General features: G+C 61.9%; 13 protein-coding genes, 4 tRNA genes and 2 riboswitches. Of the genes, 1 reads left to right on the forward strand and 16 read right to left on the reverse strand.

Translation table 11 applies throughout. The features are described from left to right. Window positions 1-69 precede the first annotated feature (69 nt). From sat to infC, 8 genes are all read right to left on the reverse strand, one after another. Complete coding sequence (gene sat / locus ACYQ0Z_RS02175; RefSeq protein WP_459864001.1) at window positions 70-1,227, reverse strand: sulfate adenylyltransferase; 1,158 nt, start codon at window positions 1,225-1,227, stop codon at window positions 70-72. Between the two features lie 51 nt (window positions 1,228-1,278). Then, window positions 1,279-2,172, reverse strand: a complete 894-nt coding sequence (locus ACYQ0Z_RS02180; RefSeq protein ID WP_459864004.1) for a sulfite exporter TauE/SafE family protein — start codon at window positions 2,170-2,172, stop codon at window positions 1,279-1,281. Between the two features lie 23 nt (window positions 2,173-2,195). Continuing rightward, a complete protein-coding gene (locus ACYQ0Z_RS02185) occupies window positions 2,196-2,888 on the reverse strand; it encodes a phosphoadenylyl-sulfate reductase (RefSeq protein ID WP_459865071.1) in 693 nt (230 codons plus the stop codon). Between the two features lie 215 nt (window positions 2,889-3,103). Continuing rightward, a riboswitch (SAM riboswitch) is annotated at window positions 3,104-3,217 on the reverse strand. A 145-nt stretch (window positions 3,218-3,362) separates the two neighbouring features. Continuing rightward, complete coding sequence (locus ACYQ0Z_RS02190) at window positions 3,363-4,271, reverse strand: methylenetetrahydrofolate reductase (RefSeq protein ID WP_459864006.1); 909 nt, start codon at window positions 4,269-4,271, stop codon at window positions 3,363-3,365. 134 nt (window positions 4,272-4,405) lie between these two features. Then, a riboswitch (SAM riboswitch) is annotated at window positions 4,406-4,525 on the reverse strand. A 67-nt stretch (window positions 4,526-4,592) separates the two neighbouring features. Continuing rightward, the gene (locus ACYQ0Z_RS02195) at window positions 4,593-5,789 is read right to left on the reverse strand and encodes a trans-sulfuration enzyme family protein (protein WP_459864008.1); all 1,197 of its coding nucleotides are present in this window, start codon (window positions 5,787-5,789) and stop codon (window positions 4,593-4,595) included. Window positions 5,790-5,953: 164 nt separating this feature from the next. Further along, window positions 5,954-6,313, reverse strand: coding sequence for a 50S ribosomal protein L20 (gene rplT / locus ACYQ0Z_RS02200; RefSeq protein ID WP_459864010.1), 360 nt, complete (start codon window positions 6,311-6,313; stop codon window positions 5,954-5,956). 59 nt (window positions 6,314-6,372) lie between these two features. Next, window positions 6,373-6,570 carry a 50S ribosomal protein L35 gene (gene rpmI, locus ACYQ0Z_RS02205; RefSeq protein ID WP_459864012.1) on the reverse strand — a complete coding sequence of 66 codons (198 nt, stop codon included), beginning with the start codon at window positions 6,568-6,570 and terminating at the stop codon, window positions 6,373-6,375. Window positions 6,571-6,581: 11 nt separating this feature from the next. Continuing rightward, window positions 6,582-7,127 (reverse strand): translation initiation factor IF-3, encoded by a 546-nt coding sequence (gene infC / locus ACYQ0Z_RS02210; RefSeq protein WP_459864014.1) that lies wholly within the window; start codon window positions 7,125-7,127, stop codon window positions 6,582-6,584. Window positions 7,128-7,408: 281 nt separating this feature from the next. Between infC and ACYQ0Z_RS02215 the strand changes: the two genes are divergently transcribed. Beyond that, window positions 7,409-7,708 (forward strand): MTH1187 family thiamine-binding protein, encoded by a 300-nt coding sequence (locus ACYQ0Z_RS02215; protein WP_459864016.1) that lies wholly within the window; start codon window positions 7,409-7,411, stop codon window positions 7,706-7,708. A gap of 73 nt (window positions 7,709-7,781) precedes the next feature. On the opposite strand, the gene thrS is transcribed toward ACYQ0Z_RS02215, so the two are convergent. From thrS to ACYQ0Z_RS02255, 8 genes are all read right to left on the reverse strand, one after another. After that, a complete protein-coding gene (gene thrS / locus ACYQ0Z_RS02220; protein ID WP_459864018.1) occupies window positions 7,782-9,734 on the reverse strand; it encodes a threonine--tRNA ligase in 1,953 nt (650 codons plus the stop codon). 473 nt (window positions 9,735-10,207) lie between these two features. Further along, window positions 10,208-10,840 carry a stalk domain-containing protein gene (locus ACYQ0Z_RS02225; RefSeq protein ID WP_459864020.1) on the reverse strand — a complete coding sequence of 211 codons (633 nt, stop codon included), beginning with the start codon at window positions 10,838-10,840 and terminating at the stop codon, window positions 10,208-10,210. Window positions 10,841-10,925: 85 nt separating this feature from the next. Next, complete coding sequence (gene ytxC, locus ACYQ0Z_RS02230) at window positions 10,926-11,906, reverse strand: sporulation protein YtxC (RefSeq protein WP_459864022.1); 981 nt, start codon at window positions 11,904-11,906, stop codon at window positions 10,926-10,928. 75 nt (window positions 11,907-11,981) lie between these two features. Then, on the reverse strand, window positions 11,982-13,094 hold the full coding sequence (mqnC, locus tag ACYQ0Z_RS02235; protein ID WP_459864024.1) for a cyclic dehypoxanthinyl futalosine synthase: 1,113 nt from the start codon (window positions 13,092-13,094) through the stop codon (window positions 11,982-11,984). Window positions 13,095-13,337: 243 nt separating this feature from the next. After that, window positions 13,338-13,412 (reverse strand) — tRNA-Gly (locus tag ACYQ0Z_RS02240). A 9-nt stretch (window positions 13,413-13,421) separates the two neighbouring features. After that, a tRNA-Phe gene (locus ACYQ0Z_RS02245) sits at window positions 13,422-13,497 on the reverse strand. Between the two features lie 8 nt (window positions 13,498-13,505). Next, a tRNA-Asp gene (locus tag ACYQ0Z_RS02250) sits at window positions 13,506-13,582 on the reverse strand. A 6-nt stretch (window positions 13,583-13,588) separates the two neighbouring features. Continuing rightward, window positions 13,589-13,664 (reverse strand) — tRNA-Ala (locus ACYQ0Z_RS02255). Window positions 13,665-13,752: the final 88 nt, after the last annotated feature.

Genomic DNA, 13,752 nt, shown 5'->3' on the forward strand with positions numbered 1-13,752 from the left:
GGCAGGTGGAACCGCTCGCGGGGGCATCGCTCCCCGGGCGGTTTTTGTTGTGCCCCGGCATCCGAACAATTACGCGTTGGTCTTGACGCGGAGCCCCTCGATCAACACCTGGGCCACTTCCGGGCGTGTAAACTCCGGCGGGAGCGGCTTGCCCTCGCGCAGCATCTGCCGCACCTTCGTCCCGGACAGCTTGACATGATCCGCCTCCCCGTGGGGGCAGGTCTTGGCCGACACCATCTGCCCACAGCGGCGGCAATAGTAGGTGTGCTCGAAGAAGAGGGGAGTGATGCCGATGTCCTCCGGCGGGAAGCGGTCAAAGATGCGCTGGGCGTCGTACGTGCCATAGTAGTTGCCCACGCCGGCATGGTCGCGCCCGACGATAAAGTGGGTGCAACCATAATTCTTGCGCACAATGGCGTGAAACACCGCTTCCCGCGGCCCGGCATAGCGCATGGCGCCGGGATAGGTCCCGAGAATGACGCGCGTTTTCGGATAGTAATGCTCCAGGAGCACTTCGTAGCTTTTCATCCGCACATCGGCCGGGATATCGTCGGACTTGGTCTCGCCGACAAGGGGGTGCAAGAACAGGCCGTCCACGATTTCCAGGGCGACCTTTTGGATGTACTCGTGGGCCCGGTGCACCGGGTTCCGCGTCTGGAACCCCACAACGGTTTTCCATCCGCGTTCGACAAACAGGCGGCGCGCCTGGGCCGGCGTAAAGGTGTACTGCGGAAAGGGCGAGGGCGGCAAGCGGAAGACCCACACGGGGCCGCCGATGTACACGTCCGGACGCGCATACAGCTTTTTCACACCGGGATGGGCCACCTCATCCGTCAGGTAGACGGCCCTAGCTTCCCGTTCTTTGTCCGGTGCATAGCAATCGTCGACGCGCACAACGGCGTAGATCGTGCTGTTTTGCCCGAGGGCAAGGAACTCGCCGTGTCCGACCCGGCTGGCCACATCGCGGGGAACGGGCAGGGTGATGGGAATCGTCCACACTGTGCCGTTGGCGAGTCGCATGCGCTCCAGTACGCTCTCGTAATCGTCGCGTCCCAGGAACCCGTCAAGGGGAGAGAAGGCGCCGTAGGCCAGGCACGTCAAATCGGCCATGGTCCAGCCGTCCACCTCGACATACGGCAGTTCCTCGGGAGCGGCGGGAAGGTCTTCCCGTCGAAAGTAGCGCTCAACCAAGCGCTTCCCATGTGGCACAATCGGTTCGTACACCATTGGGACATCGACACCTCCGAATGTGTGATGCAGGACACGTCCTTTTGGCCATCACCCCGGTGTGCTCTCCGTGGCCAACGCGCGTTTCGCCGCATGTCGGTGCTTGTGCAACGTATAGCCAAACGCGGAAATGAGCGCTGTCCACAGCGCGCCGTACACCCACATCTTGGCCGTCTCGGGCACCTCCAACGCGATCAGCAGCGTGCGCATGTTCGTCAGCAGAATAACCCCGCCAACCAGGACCCCCAACACATGGGACGGCATCACCCTCACCAGCCAGGCGGCAATGGGAGCGGCGATGATCCCGCCGAGGACCAGCGCGCCGACCCAGAGCCAATGAACGGGTTCGAAGCCCATGGACAGGGCAAACCCCACCGTGGCCGACAGGGCAATGGCAAACTCGCTGGTATCAACGGAGCCGATCACCCGACGCGGTTCCAGGTCGCGACGCATCATCAGCGCTGGTGTGGTGATCGGCCCCCAACCGCCGCCCCCCACCGCATCGGCAAAGCCGGCAAACAGCCCCAAGGGAGCGAGGAACCGCCGCGGCACGCGACCGCGTTTCGGTCGGAACCCCGGCCGGGCCACAAGAAAGCGGAGCAGAATGTACGCACCCAGCGCCAACAGAAAGGCCGAAACAAACGGCTTGATCGTCTCACCGGACACGCTGGCCAAAAAATAGGCCCCACCAAACGCGCCAATGGAACCGGGGAGAACAAGCGTGCGGACCACGTGACGGTCGATGTTGCCAAACCGCCAATGGGACAGACCAGAAGCCGCCGTTGTGACCACCTCGGCCAGATGCACCGAAGCGGAGGCGGCAGCCGGACTCAAGCCAAACAAGAGGAGCAGCGATGTTGACGTGACGCCATACGCCATGCCCAACGCCCCGTCCACCAGCTGCGCCAGCAGTCCAATCAACGCCAACACAATCAGCTTCTGCACGGTACACCCTCCCCGTCGTCAACCTACGTCGTGTGCAGGCCGCACTCCGTCTTGTTGAAACCGGCCCACCGTCCGGCGCGGAAATCCTCGCCCGGCTTTACCGGCCGCGTACAACATTCGCACCCGATGCTGGGGTACCCACGGTCATGCAGCGGGTTATATGGCACGTTGTTTTCGTGAATGTACCGCCACACGTCCTTGAACGTCCAGTCTGCCAGGGGATTGAACTTCACCACCCCGAACTTGGCGTCCCATTCCACCTTGCGCGCATTGGCCCGTGTCGGCGCCTGCTCGCGGCGAATGCCGGTAATCCACGCGTCAAACTCCCGCAGAAACCCGGCGAGCGGTGCCACTTTCCGCAGATTGCAGCACAAATTGGGATCACGCTCCCACAACCGCTCCCCGTAGCGCGCCGCCTGCTCCTCCAAGGTCAGCGCCGGCTTCACCTGCACAAACGAGATGCCGTACCGGGCAGACAGGCGGTCGCGGGTTTCATAGGTCTCGCAGAAATGCTTGTCGGTGTCCAGGTAGAAAATCGGCACTTCCGGATTGATCTTCACCAGCATGTCGACGAGGACCACATCCTCGGCACCGAAACTACAGGCCAGCGCCACCTTTGTGCCAAAACGTTCCACCGCCAGGGCCAGAAGCTCCTGGGGCGTCTTTTCCTCCCACCAATCCGCTAGCTTGGCGATTCCTTCCGGCGTCCACTCGATGCGCACCGCTTCCACCCTACCTACGCCTCCTGTCTCCGTGGTTTCCCGACTGCGCGCTCCCTCTAGATGGCGCCCTTGCCCTTTTACCTTATTGCACCAGGTGTCCGCCTGTGCACCGCCGCAAGGCTCAGACAACGGCCGAAAACGTGGCGCCCGTCTAGAAGAGCGACACAAAAAACGCCTCCTCTCTGAAAGAGGAGGCTTCGCCTACGAAGCTCTCATCTCTCAGAGGGGATCCCTCTGCAGGAATTGGCACCGTGCCCGCCGACAAACGGCTGGCCGGTTGCCGGGCTTCATCGGGCCAGTCCCTCCGCCTCTCTGGATAAGAGCCGTTTCCATCCGTATACGGTTGTAAAACGTTACAGAAAAGATTGGTGATTTGGTGAAAACCGTGTATTCAGATGGGATTGAATAATTTTGATTTCATCTTAGCGCCTTGTTTTCGGCCTGTCAAGACCGAATTTCTCAGTACGCCTATCGGTTTATCCCGACAATGCGCCGTGGCGCCGGAACGGGCACGCCGAGGATCTCGTGCACCATCGTCACATCGCCGAGGGGGAACAGGTGCACACCGTGGGCAAAACCGCGCAACGCCTCAAACAGCTCGCGCGCCACGGCCACCCCCTCTTCCCGTCCGCCGCGCTCTACCCGCCGCAACACCTCTTCGCGTATGGTGATGCCAGGCACGTTCTCGTTCAGATAACAGGCCATCTTGTAACTTTTCAGCGGCATGAGCCCAAACAGAATGGGTACGTCCAAGTGCTGCGTCGCGTCCAAAAATCGCTCGGCCGTCTCGACATCATAAATCGGCTGGGTCTGGACAAACGCCGCCCCGGCGGCCACTTTCTCCTCGAGCCGCCGCACTTCCCGCGCCAAGTCTTCCGCTCCGGGATTGGCTGCCGCCCCGATAAAAAACTCCGGGGGCGACTCGAGGCGGTTGCCGTTCACGTCGCGTCCCGTGTTCAATGTGGACGCCAGCCGGATCAGCCCCACCGCATCAACGTCGAATACACCGGTGGCCAAGGGATGATCGCCCCGTTCCGGCGCGTCGCCCGTAAGCGTGAGGATATTCCGCACGCCGAGGGCCGCCGCCCCGAGCAACTCGGCCTGCAATCCGAGCACATTGCGGTCCCGGCACGTCAGGTGAAAGATGGCCTCGATCCCCAAATCATCCTGCAAGATGTGGGCCAAGGCAATGGGACTCATGCGCAGGTTGGCCATCGGGCAGTCCGCCACGTTGAGCGCGTCAACCACGTGGCGCAGCAGACTGGCCTTTTCCAGCGTGGGGGTCGGGTCGGACCCTTTTGGCGGCTCCACCTCCGCCGTGACGACAAACTTCCCCAACCGCAGCTTTTCCCGCAAACGGTGAACGTGATACACCATCCCCACGTCGCTCCTTTCCCGCTCCTTATCGGACGCCCGTTTCAAACCGCCAAATCCAAGCACCGCGCGGATGAAAAAAGGCCTTTCTCTGCGCGAGAAAGGCCTTGTCGATACACGGGTATCGGCTCGGCCTTTTCTCATCTCTCGGAAACGCCAGGCGTTTCCGCAGGAGTTGGCACCGCTGCTTGCCCACAGACGGCAAGCCGGTTGCCGAGGTTTCATCGGGCCAGTCCCTCCACCTCTCTGGATAAGAAAAGGTCCGCATTTTCCAAGAATATGCGATTGTTGTTATTCGTACTGTACCGCAAAAAGAACCGGTTGTCAATCGGATGGCATCGTCCGTTCGCCGTTTCCTTCCGCCTCCGCCAATCCCCGCGCCAGCTCCTCGCAAATGTCAGCAGGATCCTCCAGGCCGACGGAAACGCGCACCACGCCTTCGGTCACACCGAGCGCGCGCCGCTTCGCCGGAGGGATGGCGCGATGCGACGTGGAAGCCGGGTGGGCCACCGTGGTCTCCACGCCGGCCAGGGTGGGAACCAGCTTGATCCAGGTCAAGCCGCGGAAAAAGTCCCGCACGTTCGCCCCCTCGCGCAGGCGAAAGGTGACCAGCGCCCCGCCGCGCCCGCCGAGAAGGGTGTGAACGCGATCCTCGTCGTGGGAAAGCCCGGGATAGAAGACATGTGCGACAGCCGGGTGTTCGGAAAGCCAACGCGCCACCCGGGCGGCGTTTTGGCAATGCCGTTCCATGCGCACGGACAGGGTTTTCAGACCCCGTGCGGCCAGCCACGCCTCAAAGGGGCTCAGGTGGCATCCGTATGCGGCGATGATCTCCCGCGCCCGCTTTACGAAGCGCCCTTCGCCGACCACCACCCCCGCCGTCACGTCGCCATGACCGGCGAGGAACTTCGTCGCACTGTGCACAACGAGGTGGGCGCCCCACTCGAGGGGCCGCGCCAGGTACGGCGTAGCAAAGGTGTTGTCCACCACAACAACAGCACCGCGCTTCCGGGCGAGGGCGGCCAGCTCTGGGAGCGGCGGTACGCGGAGGAGCGGGTTGGAGATGGTCTCCAGAAACACGAGGCGTGTGGCCGACGTAAAGGCGCGGGCAAAGGCGTCCACATCCTGCGCCGGTGCGAAGTCGACGCCGATGCCGAGGCGCGCCAGTTCGCGTGTGAACAAGAGGTATGTCCCGCCGTACACCTCTTCCGGGCACAGGATGCGCTCCCCGGGTTTCACAGCGGCCAGCGTCGCGGCCAGGATCGCCGCCATGCCCGACGCTGCCGCCGCCCCGTCCTCGCCGCCTTCCAGCGCAGCTACGCCGCGGGCGAAGTCGTCAGCGTTGGGGTTCCGATACCGCGTGTACAGGTACGGCCGCTCGCCGGTAAAGTACGCCTCCAGCTCCTCGAGATTGGAAAAGACAAAGGCCGACGTTTGGTAAATCGGCGGCGCCTTGGGGGTCTCGCGCTCCAGGCCTTTGGGGCGGAAATGGACGACGCGGGTGTCGAATCGCCAGGTCATCGCTCGGTCCTCCTTCGCTCCGGTTCTGCGCAGGGCTTTTTCTTGAGGATACCATATTCGTTACGGACCCTTACCCACCGACGTGATCCGGTAGCGCCCAACGGGCCAAAAGAAAACAGCGGCACCCTCGGTACGTCGAGGGTGCCGCTTCTGGTTCTCGAGCGTTACGCGTTCAGCTTTTGCTTGGCCAGATTGGCCAGCTCGGCAAAGGCCTTCTGGTCGTTGACGGCCAGCTCGGCCAGCATCTTGCGGTTGATGGCCACGCCGGCCGACTTCAGGCCGTGCATGAACTTGCTGTAGGACAGGCCGTTCATCCGCGCCGCCGCATTGATGCGCGCGATCCACAGCTTGCGGAAGTCGCGCTTGCGCTGACGACGGTCGCGGTAGGCGTACATCAGCGACTTCATCACTTGCTGCTTCGCGGTGCGGTACAGGGCATGCTTCGACCCGAAGTACCCTTTGGCCATCTTCAAGATTTTTTTCCGACGACGGCGCGTATATGGTCCACCTTTTACGCGCGGCATCGTAATCCCTCCTTTACGTTGCGCACATCCCTTGGCGAATCAAAACGTGTACGGAGCGTTTACAGGTAGGCGATCAACTGCTTGATGCGCTTGGCATCGCCCTTGCTGACAATGGCCGAGCCACGCAGGCGACGCTTGCGATTGGCCGGTTTCCATTCATTGAGGTGGCTCTTGTAGGCCCGATAGTGCTTGATTTTCCCCGTAGCCGTCTTTTTAAAGCGCTTCACTGCAGCGCGCCGCGACTTCATTTTGGGCATGGTGATTCCTCCTATCCTTTTGGCGTTTTCGGCGCGAGAATCATGATCATCTGGCGTCCTTCAAGCACAGGCTTGCGCTCGATGACGCCAATATCTTCAACTTCCTTAGCCAGGCGGTCGAGTACCTGCTGCCCCAATTCGGCATGGGTAATCTGCCGCCCGCGGAAGCGAATCGTCAACTTCACCTTGTCCCCGCTTTCCAGAAACTTGCGCACGTTGCGCAATTTGGTCTGCAGGTCATGCTCCTCAATGTTCGGCGTCAGGCGCACTTCCTTGATCTGGACAACCTTTTGCTTCTTGCGGGCCTCCCGCTCCTTTTTGCTTTGCTCGTACTTGAATTTGCCGTAATCCATGATGCGACAAACGGGCGGTTTGGCCTGCGGCGCCACGTTCACCAAATCGAGGCCCATATCCTGCGCGATGCGCAAGGCTTCGCGAAACGGCTTGATGCCCAGCTGTGCGCCGTCCGGCCCAATCAAACGGACTTCCCGTGCGCGGATCTGTTCGTTGACCAAAAATTCCTTGCTAATTGCTTGCCACCTCCAGGAAAAACTCAAATCAAAAATCGGCGGGCGAACGCCACCCGCCGACTCCAGGCAACATCGCGAGGATTCGTACGCGCGAACCTGTCAGCTGCTCCGCCGAGCGCCGATCAGGTGAGAAGCAGCGGGTGCTTCTGCTTGGTTCCCATCCGTTCCTGTTCCGTTATACGTTTACTTCTTCTACACTTTATCACGCTTCCCGACCGGACGTCAAGTTTGATTTCCAACGCCTTCGCCCACACTAACCATAGCCCTGTCCTAGGCAGGAACCAACCGCGGAAGGAGGGAAAGGTTTCATGGCCATCTTGGAAATCAGCGTCACACCGGTGGGTACGGGGAGTTCCAGTTTTAGCGCCCTCGTGACCACGGCCTGCCGCATCATCGAGGAGAAGGGGCTGCCCTACCAAGTCACGCCGACGGCAACGGTGATAGAAGGCCCCCTGGACCAGCTCCTGGCCTGCGTCCAGGACGTGCATCGCGCCTGCCTGCAGAACGGGGCGACGCGTCTGGTGACGCACATTACCATCGACGACCGGCTAGACAAACCCCTGACGATGAGCCAGCAGGTGGAAACGGTGCAGGCGCAGCTGCACTAAGGGCTCCGCCCGCGCGCCGCTGCACCTCGCGTCCCGGTGCGAAAGCCCCATGCGGCACGGCGGCAGCCCGGCTCTAGGCGCCGGGCTGCGCGTCTTTCTTCGACCGTACCTCCTCCACGATGGTCGCAATCACCTCGTCGACCGGCTGCGGACCGAGATCGCCGGCACCACGCTTACGTACCGCGACGGTGCCGTTTTCGACCTCCTTGTTCCCGACCACGAGCATGTAGGGGATCTTCATCAACTGCGCTTCGCGAATCTTGTAGCCGATCTTCTCACTCCGCTCGTCCAGCTCCACGCGAATGCCGGCTTGGGCCAGCTTGTCGCGCACCTGGCGCGCGTAGGGCACCTGGGCGTCAGTAATGGTGAGGATGCGCGCCTGCACCGGCGCCAGCCACACCGGGAAGGCCCCCTTGTAGTACTCGAGAAGGAAGGCAACGAAGCGCTCCATTGTGCCGACGATCCCGCGGTGGATCACCACCGGGCGGTGCGGCTTGCCGTCCTCGCCGATGTACTCGAGGCCAAAACGCTCCGGCAGGTGGAAATCGAGCTGCACCGTCGACAGCGTCTCGTCCTTGCCAGTCGCCGTGCGCACCTGCACGTCCAGCTTCGGGCCGTAGAAGGCGGCCTCCCCTTCCGCCTCGACATAGTCAAAGCCCATTTCCTCCATCGCCTCGCGCAGCATGCCCTGGGCCAGCTCCCACATTTCATCGTTCTGCACGTATTTCTCCTTGTCGTTCGGGTCGCGATACGACAGGCGGAACCAATAATCACGGATGCCAAAGTCGTCGTACACGGCGAGGATCAGCTTGACGACGTTGGTGAACTCCTCCTTGATCTGGTCCGGCCGACAGAAGATGTGGGCATCGTTGAGCGTCATCGCCCGCACACGGTGTAGCCCGGTTAGCGCCCCGGACATCTCATAGCGGTGCATCGTGCCCAGCTCGGCAATGCGGATGGGCAGCTGCCGGTAGCTGCGCACCTCCTGCTTGTACACCATCATATGATGCGGGCAGTTCATCGGGCGGAGCACCAGTTCCTCGTTGTCCATCTTCATCGGCGGGTACATGTTCTCGTGGTAATGATCCCAGTGACCGGAGATCTTATACAGCTCCACGCTGGCCAGGTGCGGCGTGTAGACGTGCTGGTAGCCGAGGGCCAGCTCCTTGTCGACAATGTACCGCTCGATAATCCGCCGCACCGTCGCCCCGTAGGGCAGCCAGATGGGCAGGCCCTGCCCCACTTCGGGGGAGAAGGTGAAGATCTTCAGCTGCTTGCCCAGTTTGCGGTGGTCGCGCTCCTTCGCCTCCTCCAGCTGCTTCAGATACGCCTCCAGCTGGCTCTGCTTGGCCCACGCCGTGCCGTAGACGCGCTGGAGCATCGGCCGATTGGCATCGCCGCGCCAGTACGCCCCGGCCACCGAGAGCAACTTGAACACCTTAATCTTACCTGTCGACGGCACGTGCGGCCCGCGGCAAAGGTCGAAGAACTCGCCCTGTTCATAAATCGTGATCGGCTCGCCCTCGGGAATCTCGTCGATCAGCTCCAGCTTCAGGTGGTCGCCGATCGCCTCATACAGCCGTTTGGCTTCCTCACGCGTCACCACCCGGCGGCGCACCGGCAGGTCCTCTTGCACGATCTTGCGCATCTCCGCCTCGATCTTTTCCAGGTCCTCCGGCGTGAGGGGATGGGGCACGTCCATGTCATAGTAGAAGCCGTTTTCGATGACCGGCCCCACGCCCAGTTTCACCTTGTCGGCCCCATAGAGGCGCTTCACCGCCTGAGCCAACAGGTGTGCCGCACTGTGGCGCAGCACCTCCAGCCCTTCCGGCGAATCAACGGTCACAATCTCCACCGCCGCGTCTTCCTCCACCGGCGTGGACAGGTCCACCAGCTTGCCATTGAGCTTGCCGGCCACGGCCGCTTTCTTCAGGCCCGGGCCGATGGACGCGGCGATCGCCTCCAGCGTGACACCGCGTTCGTAGGTGCGTACCGAACCGTCCGGCAACGTCACCTGCACCGTCATGCCCCTCGCTCCTTTCCTCGTGGTGTGTTTTCCCCAAACAAAAAACACGCCCATCCATAGGGACGAGCGTGTCGTGGTTCCACCCTACTTTGGCAGGCCGGCAGCGCATGCCATGCGCTTCTGGCGCAACACCATGAGGCGTATCCGCCTCCTTTCGGGTCGCGCGCACAGGCTCAAACGGCACGCCACAGATGCGGCGTTGGCCTGCCCTTCCTTGCGATAACGGCGCACATCGCCGGCAAGCGGATACTCCGGGACGTACAACCCCCGTTTCCCCGCTGCTGCTCCGAGGGGGTGAACCCGCTCCCCGTGTTGAGGGGCTTCCAGCCAAGGCCCCTCTCTCTGGGAACCGTGGGAACGGATCCATGGCCTCGTCATCGCATTCCCCAGTATAACCGTGTCGTGATCTATTTTACCGCATTTATGCCGTTCGTCAATGGCGGAGCGAAAGGATTCCACCGGGCGCGGCACGATCAGTTTTCCAGGTTCAGCCAAGGATAGGGCCGTGCCGCCGCGACATACCAGTGGTTGTCTCGCTTTTCGACGGTTACCGTTGAGGCAAAGGAGCCGGCAGGCCCGGTGGAGGTCCTCAGGGCAAAGCGCACGGTAAACTGCCGCCGGTCACCTGCGCCGTTAACCTCAGTGATGGTATAATCGTCCACCCAGGGACTGGAAACCCCCGTGACCCACGACGGACTCAAGTAGGGTTCCATTTTCGCTTTCAACTCTGGGGTCATCACCGCAAACTGCAGCGCACCGTTGCGCGCCTTCACCCCCCGAGCCCAGGTGTGAACCGCTGCCTGGGGCGTCTCGGGAGCCAATGCTTCCTCCAACCGTGCCACCCGCCGTTCCAGACTGCGCTTGGCGCGGTTGTCGACATGAACCGTCCGGGTTTTCGCGTCCCAGTCCACCGTGGCCCCGAGGGCTTCCGCCAGCGTCCGCACAGGAACCAGCACCGTTCCTTCCACGATCTGGAGCGGTCGTTTCGCTTCCAGTTCCTTCCCGTCGACCAGGACCTGCACGGGAAGATGCGCAGAAGCAAGGCCTCCACACACCGCCAACATCGCGACCACGATAATCAGAATCCTTCCCCACCGCTTGTGCACGGAAATGGCCTCCTTCCACCCCACCATCGATCGGCTTTTGGGCCCTCCACCCCCAGCCTTGCCGCACGCCGCCGGGGTCGTTCGCTTATCGGGGCGCCGCGTCCTCGTGCCTTTTCCGCACGGTCGTCCTTTCCACCACAGCAGTCCGGCGATCCTCTGCCTCGCTTTGTACGCGTTGGGCAGTGGAAGGGGCGAAATCGGGGACAGCACACAGCGCACATCCAGGGCACAGCGAAACTTTCCCCTCAAACACCCGACACAACGTCTCCACCGTGCGGCCGTTGGCTGCCCGAACGTGCAGCGTCAGCCGCTCGGGGGCGAGGGCCACCAGGGTGCTCATCAGGGCGTCCTCCAGGGCATCGGGAACCTCCCGCAACACGGCGCGCATCGCCTCCGCCTCGATGGGACGAAGGGCGTCGTCCAGCAGGCGCACGGTTCGCTCGTCCGTATAAACCAGGTGGAGATGGGGGAGGCGGGGCGGCTTGCTGCCCACAAACAAGCGGAGCAAGCGGACAAAGTTCCGGTACTGGCACTCGCTCCGGTAGTCGTCAATCCCCTTTTCTACCGCGCGAACCAGCTCCCGTTGGTATGCGCGCAGGCGAAAGCGTAGTACCCCCTCGAGGATGAGGGGCTTGCCCGGAACCAGAAACGGAAGAAGGCCGGCGACGAGGAAGCGTTTCCGCTTCGCGCGCCGGCCCTTCGCGGCTTCACCGTTTTCGGCTCCCAAATACGCCTGAGCATAGCGCAAGATCAGGGCGGTTTCCTCGGCGTCGGCATGACGCAAGATGCGTCGAAGCCAACCCCGAACCAGCTCCTTTTCCCGCTCGGCGACGATGTAGTCGGCCAGGGCCGAGGCCAACGCGTGGCGCACCGCGTTGGAACCCACGGTATGTGGCCCATCCGACAACGAGTAACACCACAGCGCGTAGCCGCTTTCGGTCGGCCGGACCAGGACGCGCACCGGCATCCCCTCGGCTTTTATCGGCGTCAGCTGGTGCACCACATACGGTTTCAGCGCGTCGATCGGTCTGCGCTGAAAATCGAAAACCATGTACACGCCTTCCACGATCGCGCCCCCTTAATTGGACGATCATGGATAGCATATGGGGACGCCAGCACGAATATGCCCCGGCCATGCTTCTCAGTTTTGCATCACGAAGTCCCTCTCGACGGTCTCCCCTTCCCGGAACACGCGCAAGATCTCGTACCGCGTGTTGCGCTGGGCGGGAATTTTTCCGGCCTCGCGGATCAGGCGCAGGATCAGGTTGGTGTTCACCTTGTGCGTACAGGCGGCTGCGGAGACGACGTTTTCCTCGATCATCGTGCTGCCGAAATCGTTGCAGCCATACGACAGCGACATTTTGCCAATCTCCGGTCCCATCGTCACCCACGACGACTGGAAGTTGGGGATGTTGTCCAGCATCAGGCGACTGATTGCCACCGCCTTGAGATACTCCTCCGGGGAAAGCTTCTCCCGCGGAAGGCGGGTGTTTTCCGGCTGGAACGTCCACACGATAAAGGCAAGAAATCCGCGCGTCTCGTCTTGAGCCTGGCGAATGCGGAGCAGGTGCAGCACGCGCTCCTCAAGGGTCTCGCCGAAGCCGATCACCATCGTCGCCGTGGTGTGCATGCCAAGACGGTGAGCCGTTTGCATAACCTCCATCCATTTCGTCCACGACCCTTTCCTGCGGCTGATGCGCAGACGCGTGCGATCGTCGAGAATCTCCGCCCCACCGCCCGGGATGGAGTCAAGGCCCGCCTCTTTGAGCTGGCGAATCACCTCCTCCAGCGGAAGCCCGGATACCTCGACCATTTTCCAGATTTCCGCCGGGGAGAAGGAGTGGATGTGGATCTGCGGAAACCGCCGCTTGATCTCCCGCAGCAAATTCAAATAGTAGTCAAACGGCAAATCGGGATGAGTGCCGCCCTGCATCAAGATCTCCGTGCCGCCCACGTCGATCGTCTCCTGGATCTTCTGGAAGATGATCTCGTTGGGCAACACGTAGCCTTCCGGATGGCCCGGCGGGCGATAGAAGGCGCAGAACCGGCAGTAGGTGTCGCACACGTTGGTGTAGTTGATGTTTCGTCCGATGACGAAGGTGGTAATCGGCTCCGGATGCCACCGTTTCATGATCTGGTCGGCGGCGTATCCGATCTTTTCCACCTCGTCGCTCTCAAATAGCGCAATGCCGTCCTCCAGCCCCAGACGCTCCCCGGCAAGGGCCCGCGCCAAGATGCGGTCGATGGCCGACATCCGTTTCTCCTCCCTTCCGTCAGCGGGCGCGCCACCGCAGGCGCCCTCCCGCATTCCGCCCCGTTTTATCCTTCCCGTTCGCCATCCCGTCCTTCCTTCATCCTAGCACAACGGCATCCGTTTGGCAGCCCGCAAGCCAGCCAATGAAAAAGCGCGCACCCCATCGGTGCGCGCCGCACATGCCGCTACGCGATAAAATACCTAAAGAAATAAAAAATTCAATACAAAAGACGCAAAAAGATATGGAGCGGAAGACGGGATTCGAACCCGCGACCCCCGCCTTGGCAAGGCGGTGCTCTACCCCTGAGCCACTTCCGCAAAGAAAAATGGTGGTCCGGGACGGACTCGAACCGCCGACACGAGGATTTTCAGTCCTCTGCTCTACCAGCTGAGCTACCGGACCACGGGATATGGCGGAGCTGACGGGACTCGAACCCGCGACCTCCGGTGTGACAGACCGGCGTGAACTCCAGCTTCACCACAGCTCCGCGTGATGGTGGAGCCAAGGGGATTCGAACCCCTGACCTCTTGCATGCCATGCAAGCGCTCTCCCAACTGAGCTATGGCCCCACGCGTTCGCTTGCATATTTCGTTTTGCTGTCGTGTTGTCCGCTCACGACAGTTTTGAGTATATACCATGGTCTCGTAAAAATCAACC

It is taken from the genome of Calditerricola yamamurae (genome assembly GCF_054654135.1).

What these genes read in the sequence shown, in the direction of transcription:
- rplT (WP_459864010.1), bottom strand. Translation starts at nt 6,313, where the DNA reads ATGCCGCGCGTAAAAGGTGGACCATATACGCGCCGTCGTCGGAAAAAA.
- sat (WP_459864001.1), bottom strand. Translation starts at nt 1,227, where the DNA reads ATGGTGTACGAACCGATTGTGCCACATGGGAAGCGCTTGGTTGAGCGC.
- thrS (WP_459864018.1), bottom strand. Translation starts at nt 9,734, where the DNA reads ATGACGGTGCAGGTGACGTTGCCGGACGGTTCGGTACGCACCTACGAA.
- ACYQ0Z_RS02190 (WP_459864006.1), bottom strand. Translation starts at nt 4,271, where the DNA reads ATGGTGTATCACGTTCACCGTTTGCGGGAAAAGCTGCGGTTGGGGAAG.
- ACYQ0Z_RS02215 (WP_459864016.1), top strand. Translation starts at nt 7,409, where the DNA reads ATGGCCATCTTGGAAATCAGCGTCACACCGGTGGGTACGGGGAGTTCC.
- rpmI (WP_459864012.1), bottom strand. Translation starts at nt 6,570, where the DNA reads ATGCCCAAAATGAAGTCGCGGCGCGCTGCAGTGAAGCGCTTTAAAAAG.
- ACYQ0Z_RS02195 (WP_459864008.1), bottom strand. Translation starts at nt 5,789, where the DNA reads ATGACCTGGCGATTCGACACCCGCGTCGTCCATTTCCGCCCCAAAGGC.
- mqnC (WP_459864024.1), bottom strand. Translation starts at nt 13,094, where the DNA reads ATGTCGGCCATCGACCGCATCTTGGCGCGGGCCCTTGCCGGGGAGCGT.